Source organism: Methylophilus sp. 14 (genome assembly GCF_015354345.1).
GTDB lineage: Bacteria > Pseudomonadota > Gammaproteobacteria > Burkholderiales > Methylophilaceae > Methylophilus.
This window is the reverse complement of sequence record NZ_JADKYS010000002.1, coordinates 234,300-249,854: the sequence shown is the minus strand read 5'-3', so window position 1 is coordinate 249,854 and position 15,555 is coordinate 234,300. Positions and strand designations below refer to the sequence as shown.

At 53.9% G+C, this 15,555-nt stretch carries 14 protein-coding genes; all 14 read right to left on the bottom strand.

From position 1 onward, the window contains the following. Positions 1–21 precede the first annotated feature (21 nt). A complete protein-coding gene (locus INP78_RS06370) occupies positions 22–984 on the bottom strand; it encodes a complex I NDUFA9 subunit family protein (RefSeq protein WP_194741355.1) in 963 nt (320 codons plus the stop codon). An 84-nt stretch (positions 985–1,068) separates the two neighbouring features. Further along, a complete protein-coding gene (locus INP78_RS06365) occupies positions 1,069–3,048 on the bottom strand; it encodes a transglycosylase SLT domain-containing protein (RefSeq protein ID WP_228522705.1) in 1,980 nt (659 codons plus the stop codon). Between the two features lie 33 nt (positions 3,049–3,081). After that, on the bottom strand, positions 3,082–3,264 hold the full coding sequence (locus INP78_RS06360) for a hypothetical protein (RefSeq protein ID WP_194741354.1): 183 nt from the start codon (positions 3,262–3,264) through the stop codon (positions 3,082–3,084). Positions 3,265–3,282: 18 nt separating this feature from the next. Next, complete coding sequence (gene lpxC, locus INP78_RS06355) at positions 3,283–4,218, bottom strand: UDP-3-O-acyl-N-acetylglucosamine deacetylase (RefSeq protein ID WP_024930573.1); 936 nt, start codon at positions 4,216–4,218, stop codon at positions 3,283–3,285. Between the two features lie 114 nt (positions 4,219–4,332). Continuing rightward, positions 4,333–5,493 carry a cell division protein FtsZ gene (gene ftsZ, locus INP78_RS06350; RefSeq protein ID WP_194741353.1) on the bottom strand — a complete coding sequence of 387 codons (1,161 nt, stop codon included), beginning with the start codon at positions 5,491–5,493 and terminating at the stop codon, positions 4,333–4,335. A gap of 82 nt (positions 5,494–5,575) precedes the next feature. Next, the gene (gene ftsA / locus INP78_RS06345) at positions 5,576–6,814 is read right to left on the bottom strand and encodes a cell division protein FtsA (protein WP_019883476.1); all 1,239 of its coding nucleotides are present in this window, start codon (positions 6,812–6,814) and stop codon (positions 5,576–5,578) included. 56 nt (positions 6,815–6,870) lie between these two features. Continuing rightward, positions 6,871–7,575 carry a cell division protein FtsQ/DivIB gene (locus INP78_RS06340; protein ID WP_194741352.1) on the bottom strand — a complete coding sequence of 235 codons (705 nt, stop codon included), beginning with the start codon at positions 7,573–7,575 and terminating at the stop codon, positions 6,871–6,873. Positions 7,576–7,592: 17 nt separating this feature from the next. Continuing rightward, a complete protein-coding gene (locus INP78_RS06335) occupies positions 7,593–8,513 on the bottom strand; it encodes a D-alanine--D-alanine ligase (protein WP_194741351.1) in 921 nt (306 codons plus the stop codon). Beyond that, entirely contained in the window at positions 8,510–9,415 is a 906-nt protein-coding gene (gene murB, locus INP78_RS06330) for a UDP-N-acetylmuramate dehydrogenase (protein ID WP_194741350.1), read from the bottom strand. Before murB ends, INP78_RS06335 begins: the two co-directional genes overlap by 4 nt. Continuing rightward, a complete protein-coding gene (murC, locus tag INP78_RS06325) occupies positions 9,412–10,806 on the bottom strand; it encodes a UDP-N-acetylmuramate--L-alanine ligase (protein ID WP_194741349.1) in 1,395 nt (464 codons plus the stop codon). The genes murB and murC overlap by 4 nt, the downstream gene beginning before the upstream one ends. Next, positions 10,803–11,903 carry an undecaprenyldiphospho-muramoylpentapeptide beta-N-acetylglucosaminyltransferase gene (gene murG / locus INP78_RS06320; protein WP_194741348.1) on the bottom strand — a complete coding sequence of 367 codons (1,101 nt, stop codon included), beginning with the start codon at positions 11,901–11,903 and terminating at the stop codon, positions 10,803–10,805. Before murG ends, murC begins: the two co-directional genes overlap by 4 nt. After that, the gene (gene ftsW / locus INP78_RS06315; RefSeq protein ID WP_228520038.1) at positions 11,903–13,066 is read right to left on the bottom strand and encodes a putative lipid II flippase FtsW; all 1,164 of its coding nucleotides are present in this window, start codon (positions 13,064–13,066) and stop codon (positions 11,903–11,905) included. The genes murG and ftsW overlap by 1 nt, the downstream gene beginning before the upstream one ends. Beyond that, positions 13,051–14,421, bottom strand: coding sequence for a UDP-N-acetylmuramoyl-L-alanine--D-glutamate ligase (gene murD, locus INP78_RS06310; RefSeq protein WP_194741347.1), 1,371 nt, complete (start codon positions 14,419–14,421; stop codon positions 13,051–13,053). The genes ftsW and murD overlap by 16 nt, the downstream gene beginning before the upstream one ends. 27 nt (positions 14,422–14,448) lie before the next feature. Continuing rightward, complete coding sequence (gene mraY, locus INP78_RS06305; RefSeq protein WP_194741346.1) at positions 14,449–15,552, bottom strand: phospho-N-acetylmuramoyl-pentapeptide-transferase; 1,104 nt, start codon at positions 15,550–15,552, stop codon at positions 14,449–14,451. Between the last annotated feature and the right edge of the window lie 3 nt (positions 15,553–15,555).

Here is a 15,555-nt window from a genome sequence, read left to right as displayed (position 1 = left end):
CGGAATATTCACAGCCAGGCATTAACGCCTGGCGTTGATGACGCGACCCGCGGCAGCACGAAACTGGTCGTAAGCGCCACGCGGGTTGTTTTTGACCAGATAGCCAGAAATGACGGCAAACATATCGGTCGGCACCACACCCAGTTCATTAGCCATGGGTTGCTGACAGACATTATCGACCTGCATGGATTTGACGTTGTCACGTGAGAGGAGCTTGATCGGCAACAACTGCATAAAGCTGCCTTGCAACAAGGACATATTGAGGCTGAGGCCCATGATGGGACGTTGCACATGAATGGTTTTCATCACCGCTTCCATGATTTGCTGCAAGGTCATGATGGCCGGGCCACCCAGTTCATAGGTTCTGCCATAGGTGGCAGGTTCATTCACGGCATTGACCATGGCTGCGGCAACATCCTCTACCCAGATGGGCTGGAATTTGGCTTGCGGCATCGCCAGCGCCAAGACGGGAATCCATTGAATCAGTTTGGCAAACAGGTTAATAAAGCGGTCGCGCGTACCAAAAATGACCGATGGCCGGAAAATCGTGACGTGCAGTTTTTTGCTAAACGCCATGACTGCCTGATCACCCGCCGCTTTCGTGCGCAGGTATTCGCTAGGGGCATTGGCCGAGGCTTGCAAGGCACTCATATGCAACAGGCGCGGAATAGCCAACTGTTCGCATAACTGTGCAATCTGGCGCGGAAACTGATGATGCATTTGTTCAAAGGTGTTGGTGCGTGTCTGATGCAAAACACCCACCAGGTTAATCACGGCATCACTCCCCTGCAGATGGGTTTTTAAGGCCGCTTCGTCATGAATATCACACTCGACCACTTGCACATTCGGCAACAAAATAAGGTGCTTGGCCTGCTCGCGGCGGCGCGTCAGCACTTTCACCTGATAGCCAGCCTGGTCCAGCCTGGCAACCACACTACTGCCTACAAAACCGCTACCACCTAATACAGTCACTGTCTTCATCATGCTTTATTCCTGAGTACGTCTTGCGTTGAACCGTATTGTACCGAAAAATGGCGACGACACTTCAATCTTGCTTAAACCAAGGGTTTACTCTTGCTCTGAAATGCTGATTGTCGTCGAGACATTCTCGGCATCTGCTGTGCTGCGGGCCGGGATCGTGCCCAGGCGCTTTTTAAGCGTCAACATGGGCAAACCCAGCCTGGGCGCGTACATATGCGCATTGGCCAATACTTTTTTGACATAATTGCGCGTTTCGCTAAACGGGATGGTTTCGGCATAAATAGCCCCTTCCAGCGGCGCATTGGCGGCCCAGCGCCTGGCGCGGCTAGGGCCTGCATTATAGGCCGCAGTCGCCATCACTTCCTGGCCGTTAAACGTATCCAGGGTATAGCGCATGTAATAGGTACCCAGGTTCACGTTGGTATCAATATCATGCAACATGCCATCATGATAGCCGTTCAGCCCCAGTTTCTTTGCGATCCACTTGGCCGTCGCAGGCATCACCTGCATCAAGCCACCCGCGCCTACCGACGACTTGGCATAATGCATAAAGCGGCTTTCCTGGCGGATAATGCCATACACCCAGGCCTCATCAATCGCGCGGCTACGTGAGGCTTTTTGCAAATAATCCCGATAAGGTGTCGGGTAACGTAATTCAAAATTGTGCGTGCGGCTGGTTTTATCTGCCGCCAGCACCGCCAGGTCATACCAGCCCTTGAGTAAGGCATATTGTGCGGCGACGATGCGGGTCGGGTCATCCAGCGCCTCCAGCAGATACATCCACTCCAGCCTGGCTTCGTAGCGGGCCTCCACATCAAACAAGGCCTCCATACGTTTCACTGCCGGTTGTTTGGCAAACTGGCGTACTTCATCATCACCCGGCTGGTAAGTCGCCATGGGCTCACCGGCCACCGGGCCTAAGTCTTCTGCCGCCAGCCAGCCATAAAAATGACGCTCCTGCGAGAGTTTCGCCAGAATCTGGTTCGCCTCGGCCACCTGGCCTTTGGCGATGAGCGCCCGCGCCTTCCAGTAACGCCAGGCAGACTCTTCCGCCAATGCTGCGGGCATCTCGTTAATCACTTTAAGCACCTGATGCCAGTCCTGCTGGCGCAAGGCGCTGCGTGCATACCACTCCCATTGCTCGCTGCTTAACAAGGCAGTGTTGACCTTGGCAAAGCCCTGCATGGCTTCCGGTTCATGTTTGCGTGCTGCCTCCAGGGCCATATAAGCTTGTACCAGTTGTTTTTCATCGTTATCGAGATAGCCGCTGTATTTCTGGTAGCTGGTTTTGGCCACGGCCAGGTCTGCCTTGGCTTGCCGGTGTATCGCATACATATACAGCGCACGGCCATAGCCTGAACGCTCCTGTATGCTGCCTTTTTTCAAAGCCAGCGCCGGGTTCTGGGCCACATCGTCAATCTGCCTGGACAGGCTGTTATCGGTTTTGCTGCTACGCTTGGCCAGCACTTTTGCCAGGCCGGTTTTATTGCTAAACAAGGCATCACGATACAAAGTCAGCAGCAGCTTTTCATCCAGCACGCCGACTTGCTGCAAGGCTTCCATCATGCCCTGGCAATCAGTTGGCAGATCCTTACCCGCCAGCAATAATTTCTTGCCATCCTCATAGGCATTGGGGTCATCCAGCGCAATGCCTGCCTGCACCTGGTAACACTGATTACCCGTATCACTGATGCTGTAATACATGGGCATTTGCGCCCTCATTTCAACAAACTGGTCCCAGAACTGCACACGGCCCAGTCGTTTGAGCCATAGCTCGCGTACGCGCTGCGACAACAGGGATTCGTTGTTTTCCTGCAAGAACGCCTGTACCTGATAGTAAGACAATTGATCCATGGTCAGGATCATTTGCCAGTATTGCAGGTAAGGGAGTAACGGTGAGCGGCGCTGTTTTAAGGTTTCGGTCGCCTCCGCCAATTGCGGCAAGTTACGCGTCTGGTAGGCCTGCTTGGCCTGCAGATACACTTCAGCATCCCCCGCAAAAACTGACGTGGATGTGCCCAGCAGACAGGCAGCAAAAAAGAGGAGGGAAAGGAATCTAGTCTTCATGCGTCAACAATCACGTGCATCACGTGATGACAATCAAATTCTGGCCAAGCGACTCAGAAAGAAAAACAGCAACAGCAGCAGTAATACAATAAAGCCACCACGCCAGACCGTTTTCAGCCAGCGCCAGTAACGTGCTTGCCCGGTTTGCCAGCCTAACAGCACCAATACCAGGGTGCTGATCACCAGCACAGTAAATAAAATACGTATCCACCACATATTAATCTGCCTGGCGCATTATGCGGGCAACAAAGGGGCGGGGCTAAAGTAGTCGCGCTGCTTGAGAAAGCCTACCGGTGCCTGCGCATCGTTATCAAACGTGCAATATTCCCAAGCGCTTTCATCTGCCAACAAGGCACGCAACAACTGGTTATTCAGGGCATGGCCAGACTTAAAGGCCGTAAACTGGCCAATAATCGGGTAACCCAGGATATACAGGTCGCCAATCGCATCCAGCACCTTGTGTTTGGCGAACTCGTCGTCATAGCGCAAACCACCGCCATTGAGGACCTTATATTCATCCAGCACAATGGCGTTATCCAGGCTGCCGCCTTTAGCTAAACCGTTGGCGCGCAAGTATTCCACCTCGTGCATAAACCCAAACGTGCGCGCACGGCTGATTTCGTCAACATAACTCTGGCTATCGTAATCAATGGTCACGGTTTTGCCGGAGAACTCGAATACGGGGTGCGCAAAATCAATGGTAAATTCGGCTTTAAAGCCATGGTGCGGCGTAAATTTTGCCCATTTATCGCCATCAATCACTTCTACCGGTTTCAGGATGCGCACAAACTTCTTGGGCACTTCCAGTTCTTGCAGACCGGCAGTCTGCAGCAAATAGATAAACGGCCCTGAACTGCCATCCATGATGGGCACTTCAGCGGCCGTCAGTTCTATCAGCACATTATCTACCCCCAAACCGGCGAGGGCAGACATCAAATGCTCCACGGTAGCAACGCGCGCACCTGAAAACTCTAGGGCGGAGCTCAGGCGAGTGTCATTCACTGCCGTCGGGGCGACCCGCATGGCAGGCGTATCGGGCAAATCGACACGCTGGAACACCACTCCGTGATCAGCGGGCGCAGGCTTGAGCGTTAGCGTGACTTTTTCACCGCTGTGCAGCCCAACGCCCGTGGCGCTGATCGATTGTTTAAGCGTGCGTTGCTTTAACATGGTTTTCTCTGTGTTAATGAATCACTATTATTATAAGCCAATCCGTTACCAGCCATTTAATCGCATGGCGAGATTGCACCAGCCTTTGCTGGTCTGGCAATCCAACCGCAACGATTAGTCAGCCTGTTTACGCAAAAACGCTGGGATATCGTATTCTTCAATCCCGGAATTTTTCATGGCTTCCACCTGGGCACGACGGCTATTGCTGGTAAATACGGCTGGCTCATCTTCTTCAACTGCAGTGAAGATAGGCTGGTTAGTCGTACCATCACGTAATGTCGTCATGACTTTCAGCTCAGGTTTGGCCTGGCGTTTACCCAGTGAACCGTTCAAACCGGTCGCCACCATGGTGACGCGCAGGTTGTCACCCATGCTTTCGTCCATCACATTACCCACGATCACCGTCGCATCTTCTGCGGTGAATTCTTTGATGGTGTTCATCACATCATAGTATTCACGCATTTTGAAGCTACCACTGGCGCTGATATTGACCAACACACCACGTGCATTCGCCAGGTTAACGTCTTCCAGCAACGGGCTGGCAACCGCTTGTTCAGCCGCGATACGTGCACGGTTAGGGCCGCTGGCTTCAGCAGAACCCATCATCGCCATGCCCATTTCAGACATCACGGTGCGTACGTCAGCAAAGTCGACGTTGACCATACCTGGGCAATTGATGATTTCAGCAATCCCAGACACGGCGTTATGCAACACATCGTTGGCCGCACGGTAAGCTTCTACCACGGTCACGTCTTCGCCCAATACATCCATCAATTTTTCGTTAGGGATAACGATAAGAGAGTCGACATACTGTGAAAGTTCTTCCAGGCCCTCTTGCGCCACTTTGGCACGTTTGCCTTCAAACGCGAATGGCTTGGTCACGACCGCCACGGTCAGGATACCCATTTCACGCGCGACCTCAGCAATAATCGGTGCAGCACCAGTACCCGTACCACCGCCCATACCGGCAGTAATAAACAGCATGTCAGCACCATCAATGGTTTCTGCAATGCTGTCGCGGTCTTCCAGCGCAGCTTCGCGGCCGATTTCTGGTTTAGCGCCAGCACCCAGGCCTTTAGTGATGTCAGAACCAATTTGCAGCACCACTTTGGCATGGCTCTTTTTCAGTGCCTGCATATCCGTGTTGGCGCAAATAAACTCAACGCCAGTCACGCTCTTGGTCATCATGTGTTCCACGGCGTTACCACCGCAACCACCGACACCAATTACCTTGATTACGGCGCCGTCATTCTCTTTGTCAAAAATCTCAATCATACTAACCCTCCATTGCCTATTATTTGAGTGCTTGGTTTGCCCCGCACACTCGCCCTAAAACAGTTTAAAAAACAACAAAAACCTAGAAATTACCGGTAAACCAACTCTTCATTCGCTCTAGCAATCTGCCCACTGACCCAGATTGCAAGTTACCCACCATTTGTTTTTCTACCTGCTGCTTGGCCATCAGCAACAAGCCTATGCCGGTGGCATAACGTGGATTGCCTACGACTTCAGACAACCCTTCCACACCCCTGGGCACGCCCAGGCGCACCGGGGTGTGGAAAATTTCTTCGCCCAACTCAACCATGCCGCGCATCTGTGCCGCGCCGCCGGTAATCACGATGCCGGAGGCAATCATCGATTCCATGCCACTGCGGCGCAGCTCTTGCTGCACAAACTCATAAATCTCTTCCACGCGGTCTTCAATCACTTCAGTCAAGGCCTGGCAAGATAACTGACGCGGCTCACGACCATCGACCGCAGGCACTTCCACCACTTCACGCGGGTCCGCCAACTGGCGCAAGGCACAGCCATGCTTCACTTTAATTTCCTCAGCCGACTGCGTCGGCGTACGCAACGCCACCGCAATATCATTGGTGATCTGGTCACCGGCAATCGGGATCACGGCCGTATGACGAATGGCGCCATTTTTGAATACCGCCAGATCAGTCGTGCCACCACCGATATCCACCAGGCACACGCCCAGTTCTTTCTCGTCATCGGTCAGCACAGACTCACTGGAAGCCAACGGTTGTAAAATCAGGTCACTCACCTCCAGGCCGCAGCGCTTGATGCACTTGACGATGTTTTGCGCCGCCGCAATCGCACCAGTCACAATATGCACGCGCACCTCAAGACGGATGCCGCTCATGCCCAATGGCTCGCGCACATCTTCCTGACCGTCGATAATGAATTCCTGGGTCAGAATATGCAGAATCTGCTGGTCGGCCGGCAAGGCAATCGCACGCGCGGTTTCCACCACACGGTCGATGTCCATTTGTGAGACTTCGCTCTCTTTAATCTTCACCATGCCATGCGAATTCAGGCTCTTGATATGGCTACCGGCAATGCCTGAATACACAGTATTAATTTTGCAATCCGCCATGAGCTCGACTTCTTCAATCGCGCGCTGAATCGCCTGCATGGTGGAGTCGATATTCACCACCACGCCCTTTTTCAAGCCACGGGAAGCATGTTGGCCGACACCAATCACCTTCAATGTACCTTCCGGCAATATTTCAGCCGCAATGGCAACAATTTTGGAGGTGCCGATATCCAGGCCCACAATTAAATTTTTATCTTCTCTGACTCTACTCATGTCTCTTCCTTGACCTTTTTTCTGGCAGTCTTATTCTTAGGCGCTACCGCACGTTCTCAAGCACCGCCGCGCGGCATGCGCAAGGCAAAACCGTTGGGGTAACGCAAATCGGCATAACGCCAGTCACTTTCCGCGATACTTGCCTGCTGGCGATACGCCGCCACAAACTGTTGTAATCGCTGCTTGGCCGCTTCGCGCCCCAGCATCATTTGTCGGCCATCCACGGTCTTGATCTCCCAGGCGCGACGGGAAGACAGGCTTAGCTGCTGAATTTGCAGTGGCGTGTCGGCCAGCATCTGGGCAAAACTGGCATAGCCTTGTGCCACTTCTTTAATCGCATCGCCCGGGCCGTAAAAAGTCGGTAATTGTTCGTCAGAGGCGGCCTGGAACAACTCGCCATGACGATTTACCAGTGCCACGCCGCCCCAGCGACCCAAGGCCTGATGCTCTTCAATCTGTACCACAATGGTGTCTGGCCATTGGCGGCGCACACTGACCTTGCGCGCCCAGGGCAACTTTTCAAACGCCGCCCGCGTACGCTGCAAATCCAGCGTGTAAAAATTACCTTTGAGGTACTTGCTCACGATCAACTGAATCTGCTCGTGATTGACGTGATCCAGATTGCCTTCGACCTGTACCTGCTTGACCGGGAAGATAGGCAAATGCAGCACCACAAACAACATGGCGTAAAGCAGCATCACCACTGCCAGTGAAAACAGCAGGTTGGCGATCCAGTTCAGCAATGTTGGTCTATCCCACATCGAGTCCGTTTTCCTCTTTATGCGTCACGCAAGGTTTGTTGCAAAATACGAATCACCAGCGCCTCAAAATCCAGGCCAGCGGCTTTGGCGGCCATTGGCACCAGGCTGTGATCAGTCATGCCCGGGCTGGTATTCACCTCTAAAAAGTAATGTTTACCAGCGTCATCCATCAAAAAGTCGACCCGGCCCCAGCCACGGCAACCCAGCACCTTAAACGCCTGCAAGGCTTCTGCCTGAATCTGCTTTTCCTGCTCGGTAGACAAGCCGCTCGGGCAGCGATATTCGGTGTCGTCACGCAGGTACTTGGCTTCGTAATCGTAATATTCGTTTTTCGGCACAATGCGTACGATAGGCAGTGCGGTGTCGCCCAAAATACCCACGGTGTATTCGCCACCACCGACAAACTGCTCGGCAATCACCAGCGGGTCTGACTGTTTGGCCAGGCTGTAAGCCGCCATTAAATCGCCCGCCTGCTTGACCTTGCTCACGCCGATGCTGGAGCCTTCATTGGCCGGTTTCACAAACAGCGGCAAACCAAGTGCGGTGACCACATTCTCGGCATGCGTGCTGTCATCCATGAGCACATAGTTAGGCGTGGTGACACCAGCGGCAGTCCACAACAATTTGGTACGCCATTTATCCATGCCCAGCGCAGAAGCCATCACGCCGCTACCGGTATAAGGGATATCCATCAGTTCCAGCGCACCTTGAATGGTGCCGTCTTCGCCGTAGCGGCCATGCAAGGCAATAAAGGCACGGTCAAACGCTTTTAATGCAGACAAATCCTGGGTCGCAGGGTCAAACGCATGCGCATCCACGCCCTGACGCTGCAACGCGGCCAACACAGCCGAACCACTCTTGAGCGACACTTCGCGCTCGCCAGAACGGCCACCGAACAATACCGCGACCTTGCCAAATGAGAGTTGACCTGCACTCATACCTTTAAAACACCTTCCCCAATGACTTTCACTTCCTGTATTAATGCCACGCCCTGCTTGGTGCGCACCGTCGTTTTCACATGCTCAATCAAGGCTTCAATATCGGCAGCGCTGGCGTTGCCCAAATTCACAATAAAGTTGGCATGCTTTTCAGACACCTGTGCACCACCAATGGTGGTGCCTTTCAAGCCAGACGCTTCAATCAAACGCGCCGCAAAATCACCTTCGGGATTCCTGAACGTCGACCCTGCGCTCGGCATATTCAGTGGCTGACTCGCCAGGCGTTTTGCCAGCAACTGTTTAATCTGTTCGGCAGATGCCTTGCCATCACCAGCAGGTACCGTAAACCAGCCGCCCAAAAACCACTCATCGGCCGCCGGATGTTCCACATGGCGATAAGTCGGCTGGTACTCGGCCCGTGCACGCACTTGCACGTCACCGGAGCGATTAATCGTTTTCACCTCATCAACCCATTGCCAGGTTTCGCCACCGTAGCAGCCTGCATTCATGGCCAGCGCACCACCGACCGTGCCTGGAATGCCTGCCATAAACTCGGCACCTGCACGATTGTGGCTGGCGGCAAAACGTGCCAGCTTGGCGCAGGTGACACCAGCATCGGCATACACACGCTCACCTTGCATTTCCAGCGCTTGCAGTGCCTGATGCATGACCACCACCGTGCCGCGCACACCGCCATCACGCACCAGCAAGTTGCTACCCAGGCCTATAAATGTCAGCGGTTCACTAGTTGGCAATTGCTGCAAAAACTGCTGCAAATGCGCGACGCTATCCGCCAGCACCAGACGATCAGCCGGACCACCGACGCGCCAGCTGGTATAGCGGGCCAATGGCTCGTTGTTCAGCACTTGCAGGCCCGTCGCTTTTAATCCTGAGGCGCTCATATGCTGGCCAACTCCCTGGTTTTGGCGGCGACGCTACCGATACTGCCTGCGCCCATCACCACGACGACATCACCTGGCTGTACGCTTTCCAGTATGGTTGCTGGCAATTCATCGGTCGTTTCCACAAAACGTGGTTCCACCTTGCCATTGACGCGAATGGCACGAATCAGGCTACGTGTATCGGCGGCCACAATCGGCGCTTCGCCTGCGCTATACACTTCGGTTAGCAGCAATGCATCGACGGTAGATAACACTTTGACGAAGTCTTCAAAGCAGTCACGCGTACGGGTATAGCGGTGTGGCTGAAACGCTAGCACCAGCCTGCGATCAGGGAAAGCGCCACGCGCGGCAGCAATCACCGCCTGCATTTCAATCGGGTGATGGCCGTAATCATCCACCAGCGTGAAGTAGCCACCGTTGACCGGGATTTCGCCATAACGCTCGAAGCGGCGTCCCACACCCCTGAACTCAGCGAGCGCTTTCAGGATGGCTGCATCCGGTACATTCAACTCAGTCGCAATCGCAATCGCCGCCAGCGCATTCAGCACATAGTGATGACCTGGCAGGTTCAGCGTCACTTCGTTGCGCACGGTGGTACCGTTTTTGCGCACCAGCGTGAAATGCATCTTGCCGTTGTCAGCCACAATATTCTCGGCGCGAATCGCGGCCTCTTCATGGGTGCCATAGGTCGTCACAGGACGCGTCACGCGCGGCAAGATTTCACGCACATTGGCATCATCAATGCACAACACCGCCATGCCCCAGAATGGAATTTGCTGCAAAAATTCAACGAACGCAGTTTTGAGCTTTTCAAAACTGTGTTCATAGGTATCCATGTGGTCCTGGTCGATATTGGTCACCACCGCCATGATCGGCGTCAGGTGCAAAAAGGACGCATCTGACTCATCGGCTTCCACCACAATCCACTCGCCGGTGCCCAGACGTGCATTGGCGCTGGCAGCTTCCAGCTTGCCACCAATGACAAAAGTCGGGTCCATGTCTGCTTCGGCCAAAATGCTGGCGATCAGGCTGGTGGTGGTGGTTTTGCCATGGGTACCCGCTACGGCAATGCCCTGCTTGAAACGCATCAACTCGGCCAGCATCACTGCCCGTGGAATCACTGGCACTTTGCGCGCACGCGCAGCAATGATTTCCGGGTTTTCTTCGTTAATCGCGCTGGAGACCACCACCACGTCGGCATCATTCAGATGCTCGGTGGCGTGGCCTTGAAACACGGTGGCACCAAAGCCTTGCAAACGCTTGGTGGTGGCATTGCTGGCCAGGTCAGACCCACTGACTTCAAAGTCCAGGTTCAGCAACACCTCAGCAATGCCGCTCATGCCTGAGCCGCCGATGCCGATAAAGTGAATTTTTTTAACTTTATGTTTCATACTGAACCCGTTGTTCCTTTTTTATTGCCTGCCGCCAGTTGCTGGCAAATATCTGCGACTTGTTGAGTCGCTTGCGGTTTGGCCAGTGCCCGCGCTTTTTGCGCCATCATCAAACAAGTTGGTCTATCCAGTGTTTGCAACGTCGCGGCCAATTGGGCAACCTCCATGTCGCGCTGCTGTATCAGCAAGGCAGCACCCGCCTGCTGCAAGTAAGCGGCATTCGTTGTCTGGTGGTCATCCACCGCAAACGGAAACGGCACTAAAATACTGGCAGCGCCCACGTTAGCCAGTTCAGCCACGGTCAAAGCACCAGAACGGCAAATCACTAAATCAGCCCAGGCATAGACTTCTGCCATATCGTGTATAAAGGCACGGCAATCTGCGGCCACGCCAGCATCGGCATAGGCTTTTTTCAGCGCCTCAAACTGTTTTTCACCGGCCTGGTGAATGATCTGCGGACGAGCATTGACCGGTAACTGGGCAAAAGCCTGTGGCAACAAGGTATTCAAGGCTACCGCGCCCAGACTGCCACCCACCACTAACACGCGCAGCACGCCGTGATGCTCGGCAAAACGTTGTTCTGGTGTGGGCAAGGTCGTAATGCCTTCACGCACAGGATTCCCGACCATCTCGCCTTTTGCGCCCAAAGCACCTGGGAAACCGGTTAATACACGGCTAGCGATTTTGGCCAGCACTTTATTGGTCAGGCCAGCAATGGAGTTTTGCTCGTGTATCACCAGCGGAATACCTGCCAGTTTGGCCATCACACCGCCCGGGAACGCGGCAAAGCCGCCCATGCCCAACACCACATCCGGCTGATGTTGACGAATCGCCTGCCTGGCTTGTGCAAAGGCGCGTGCCAGCTTCACAGGCAACGTCAGCCAACCGAGCAGGCCTTTGCCACGCACACCGCGCATGGTCATCATTGTTTTGTCATAAGGCTTGTCAGCAATTAAACGGTTTTCCATACCGCCTTCAGTGGCCAGCCAGACAATTTTCCAGCCTTGCGCCTGTAGCGCGTCGGCCACCGCCATGGCTGGATATACATGCCCGCCGGTACCACCTGCCATCACCATTAATGTGTATGATCGGCTCATCAGTTCAAGCCTTTCTGCAGACGGCGATTCTCAAAATCGATACGCAGCAACACAGACAATGCAATGCAATTCGCCAAAATGCCGCTACCACCGTAAGACAGCAAGGGCAGGGTCAGGCCTTTGGTTGGCAACAGACCCATATTCACACCCATATTGATAAACCCCTGCACGCCCATCCAGACACCAATGCCTTGTGCCAGCAAGGCAGAGTAGTAACGTTCATTGGCCACCGCCTCTTTGGCGATACTGAAGGCGCGAATCACCAGCCAGGCAAACAGCAACACCACGACTAGCACGCCGACATAGCCCAACTCTTCTGCCACCACTGCCAGCAGGAAGTCGGTATGCGCTTCTGGCAAGTACAATAATTTTTCGACGCTGCCACCCAGGCCTACCCCCCAGAACTCACCACGGCCAAAGGCGATCAGTGCATGCGACAACTGGTAACCAGTATCAAACGGGTCATCAAACGGGTTCAAAAAGCCTTTCATACGTTCAAGACGATATGGCTCCATCACCACCAGGCCGATCACGGCCAATGGCAATGCGCCCAGCAGACCCAGGAAGATTTTCAGGTCTACGCCGCCCAGCCACATAATCGCAAACGCAATAGATGCCGTCACGGCAAAGGCGCCAAAATCTGGCTCGCGCAACAAGAGCACACCCACAAACGCCATCACGCCCAGCATGGGCAAGAATCCTTTTTGAAAACTGTGCATATTGCTGGCCTTGCGCACCACATAGTCGGAGGCGTACATGGCAATAAACAACTTCATGAGCTCTGAAGGTTGCAGGTTCATCACCAGCAGAGAAATCCAGCGGCGGCTACCGTTCACCACTTTGCCGATGCCTGGAATCAGCACCATGATGAGCAGCACAATGCCCATAATGAACAGGTAAGGCGACATTTTTTGCCACCAGGCCATGGGGATCTGGAACACAATCACGGCTGCCACCAGGCCGACCACGATATACAGAGCCTGACGCACCAGGAAATAGGTGCTGTTATGGCCAAACATCTTGCTCGAATCGGCATAGGCAATTGAAGCGGAATAGACCATGACCATGCCAAACGCCAGCAAGGACAACACCACCCACAACAGCGACACATCGTAGTTTGGGGAGTTGTAACGCTCGCGGTTCATCATTAACGGCCCAAGCATACGGCCTCCATGGCTTTGACAGCCTCAACAAAAACCTCGGCCCTGTGTTCGTAATTACGGAACATATCAAAGCTGGCGCACGCCGGTGACAGCAGGACGGCATCGCCTTCTTCAGCCAGCGTTTTGGCAATATGGACGGCAGCCGTTAAATCGACTGCATCGACCACCGGCAATTGCAGGTTATGAAGGACTTGCTGAATTTTTGGCGCATCGCGACCGATAAGCACCACAGCCCTGGCGTGATGCAGAATGGCTTCACGCAGCGGGCTGAAATCCTGGCCCTTGCCATCACCACCAGCAATCAATACCACTTTTTGCGGCTTGCCCTGCTTGAGCATGCCACTGATGGCCGCGCAGGTCGCACCCACATTGGTGCCTTTGGAATCATCGTAAAAATCCACGTCATCGATATTCGCTACCCACTCCACGCGGTGCGGCAAACCGGCAAACGCCTGTACGGTGTGCAGGATAGACACTTTGTCGATACCAATCGCTTGCGTCAGTGCAATGGCCGCCAGGGCGTTGGCAATGTTATGTTTGCCGCGAATCTGCAAGCTGTCCGCTTCAATGTAATGACGGTTGCCTGCACATAACCAGCCCGCATCATTGAGGCCGTAATCATTGATGGAGGGTGCCGGATTCACACCGAACGACACCTGTGGTAGCTGACCTGCCAGGGCTGCACTGGCAGGATCGTCACGATTCACCACGGCAATGCGGGCGTGCTGGTAAATACGTGCTTTGGCCTGTGCATAGCCTTCCATGCCATCGTAGCGATCCATATGATCTTCAGACAGATTCAGGACCGTGGCCGCATCCACTTGCAGTTGATGCAGGGCTTCCAATTGAAAACTGGATAACTCCAACACATAGACATCTGGTGCTGTCATCTGCAAGGTATCCAGCACCGGCAAGCCGATATTGCCTGCCACAATGGTGTTCAACCCGGCCTGTTTGCAGATTTCACCCACCAACGAGGTCACCGTCGTTTTACCATTAGACCCCGTAATCGCAATCACCTTGGCATAAGGGGCGCGAAAGCGTGCAAACAGCTCAACATCGCCGACCACCGCTTTGCCTTCCGCCATGAGTTGCGCGATGACTGGCTCGTTTAATGAGACGCCAGGGCTGGCCACAATTAAATCCATGCCAGCTAACAATGCATGATTAAACGGACCCAGGTGGCACTCCACCTCAGGAAACTCTGTATGCAAACGATCTTGCCCCGCCGGGTGCAGGCGTGAGTCGAACATCACGACGTCTGCGCCCATATGGCGCAGCCAGCGCAAGGCTGAGAAGCCGGTATCACCCAGTCCCAGTACTGCAATCCGCTGTTGTTCAAACTGTTTTTTCATGTTCACGCCCGACGACTGTTCCGTGCCTTATCGCAATTTCAGGGTAGATAAACCGACCAGCACCAGCATCATGGTGATAATCCAGAAACGCACCACCACCTGTGTCTCTTTCCAGCCTTTTTGCTCATAGTGATGATGCAAAGGCGCCATGAGGAAAATACGTTTACCGGTCCCGGTCATTTTTTTGGTGTATTTGAAATACAGGACTTGTGCAGCCACCGAGAAGGTTTCCACCACAAACACGCCGCCCATGATGAACAGCACGATTTCCTGGCGCACAATCACTGCCACCACTCCCAGTGCAGCTCCCAGCGCCAACGCACCAACATCGCCCATAAATACTTCTGCCGGATAAGCGTTAAACCACAGGAAACCCAGGCCAGCACCAGCCATCGCCGCACAAAACACCATCAGCTCGCTGGCCCCTGCCACATATGGAATGCCCAGGTATTTAGAAAACACCGCATGCCCGGCCACATAAGAAAAAATCGCCAGCGCGCTGCCTACCATCACCGTAGGCAAGGTCGCCAGGCCATCCAGGCCATCAGTCAGATTGACGGCATTGCTGCTACCCACAATCACCAAGTAGGTCAGCACAATGAAACCCACCGCGCCCAGCGGGAATACCAGGTGCTTAAAGAAAGGCACGATCAACGTCGTTTCAACCGGTGTGGTCGACGTGGCATATAAAAACCCTGCCACTCCCAAACCAACCAGGCTTTGCCAGAAATATTTAGCTTTGGCTGACAAGCCTTTAGGATTTTTGTAGACCACTTTGCGGTAATCATCGACCCAGCCCACCGCGCCGAAACCCAGTGTTGTAATCAATACCACCCAGATAAAGCGGTTATGCAGGTTGCCCCACAGCAAGGTAGAAATCGCAATCGCGACCAGGATCAGGGCGCCACCCATGGTTGGCGTCCCGGCCTTGACCAGATGTGTTTGCGGACCATCATCACGCACCGCCTGGCCAACTTTGTATTCAGTCAGTTTGCGGATCATGGCTGGCCCGACCAGGAACGAGATAGCCAGCGCTGTCAGCGTCGCCAGGACGGCACGGAAGGTGATGTAATTGAATACATGAAATCCGTGTACATCTGATGCCAGCCATTTGGTCAGTTCTAATAACATATG

Excerpts from the sequence above, each read along its gene's own strand:
- murD (WP_194741347.1), bottom strand. The coding sequence starts at position 14,421 with ATGAAAAAACAGTTTGAACAACAGCGGATTGCAGTACTGGGACTGGGT.
- INP78_RS06370 (WP_194741355.1), bottom strand. The coding sequence starts at position 984 with ATGATGAAGACAGTGACTGTATTAGGTGGTAGCGGTTTTGTAGGCAGT.
- ftsZ (WP_194741353.1), bottom strand. The coding sequence starts at position 5,493 with ATGATTGAGATTTTTGACAAAGAGAATGACGGCGCCGTAATCAAGGTA.
- INP78_RS06340 (WP_194741352.1), bottom strand. The coding sequence starts at position 7,575 with ATGTGGGATAGACCAACATTGCTGAACTGGATCGCCAACCTGCTGTTT.
- INP78_RS06365 (WP_228522705.1), bottom strand. The coding sequence starts at position 3,048 with ATGAAGACTAGATTCCTTTCCCTCCTCTTTTTTGCTGCCTGTCTGCTG.
- mraY (WP_194741346.1), bottom strand. The coding sequence starts at position 15,552 with ATGTTATTAGAACTGACCAAATGGCTGGCATCAGATGTACACGGATTT.
- INP78_RS06335 (WP_194741351.1), bottom strand. The coding sequence starts at position 8,513 with ATGAGTGCAGGTCAACTCTCATTTGGCAAGGTCGCGGTATTGTTCGGT.
- murG (WP_194741348.1), bottom strand. The coding sequence starts at position 11,903 with ATGAGCCGATCATACACATTAATGGTGATGGCAGGTGGTACCGGCGGG.
- ftsW (WP_228520038.1), bottom strand. The coding sequence starts at position 13,066 with ATGCTTGGGCCGTTAATGATGAACCGCGAGCGTTACAACTCCCCAAAC.
- murC (WP_194741349.1), bottom strand. The coding sequence starts at position 10,806 with ATGAAACATAAAGTTAAAAAAATTCACTTTATCGGCATCGGCGGCTCA.
- ftsA (WP_019883476.1), bottom strand. The coding sequence starts at position 6,814 with ATGAGTAGAGTCAGAGAAGATAAAAATTTAATTGTGGGCCTGGATATC.
- INP78_RS06360 (WP_194741354.1), bottom strand. The coding sequence starts at position 3,264 with ATGTGGTGGATACGTATTTTATTTACTGTGCTGGTGATCAGCACCCTG.
- murB (WP_194741350.1), bottom strand. The coding sequence starts at position 9,415 with ATGAGCGCCTCAGGATTAAAAGCGACGGGCCTGCAAGTGCTGAACAAC.
- lpxC (WP_024930573.1), bottom strand. The coding sequence starts at position 4,218 with ATGTTAAAGCAACGCACGCTTAAACAATCGATCAGCGCCACGGGCGTT.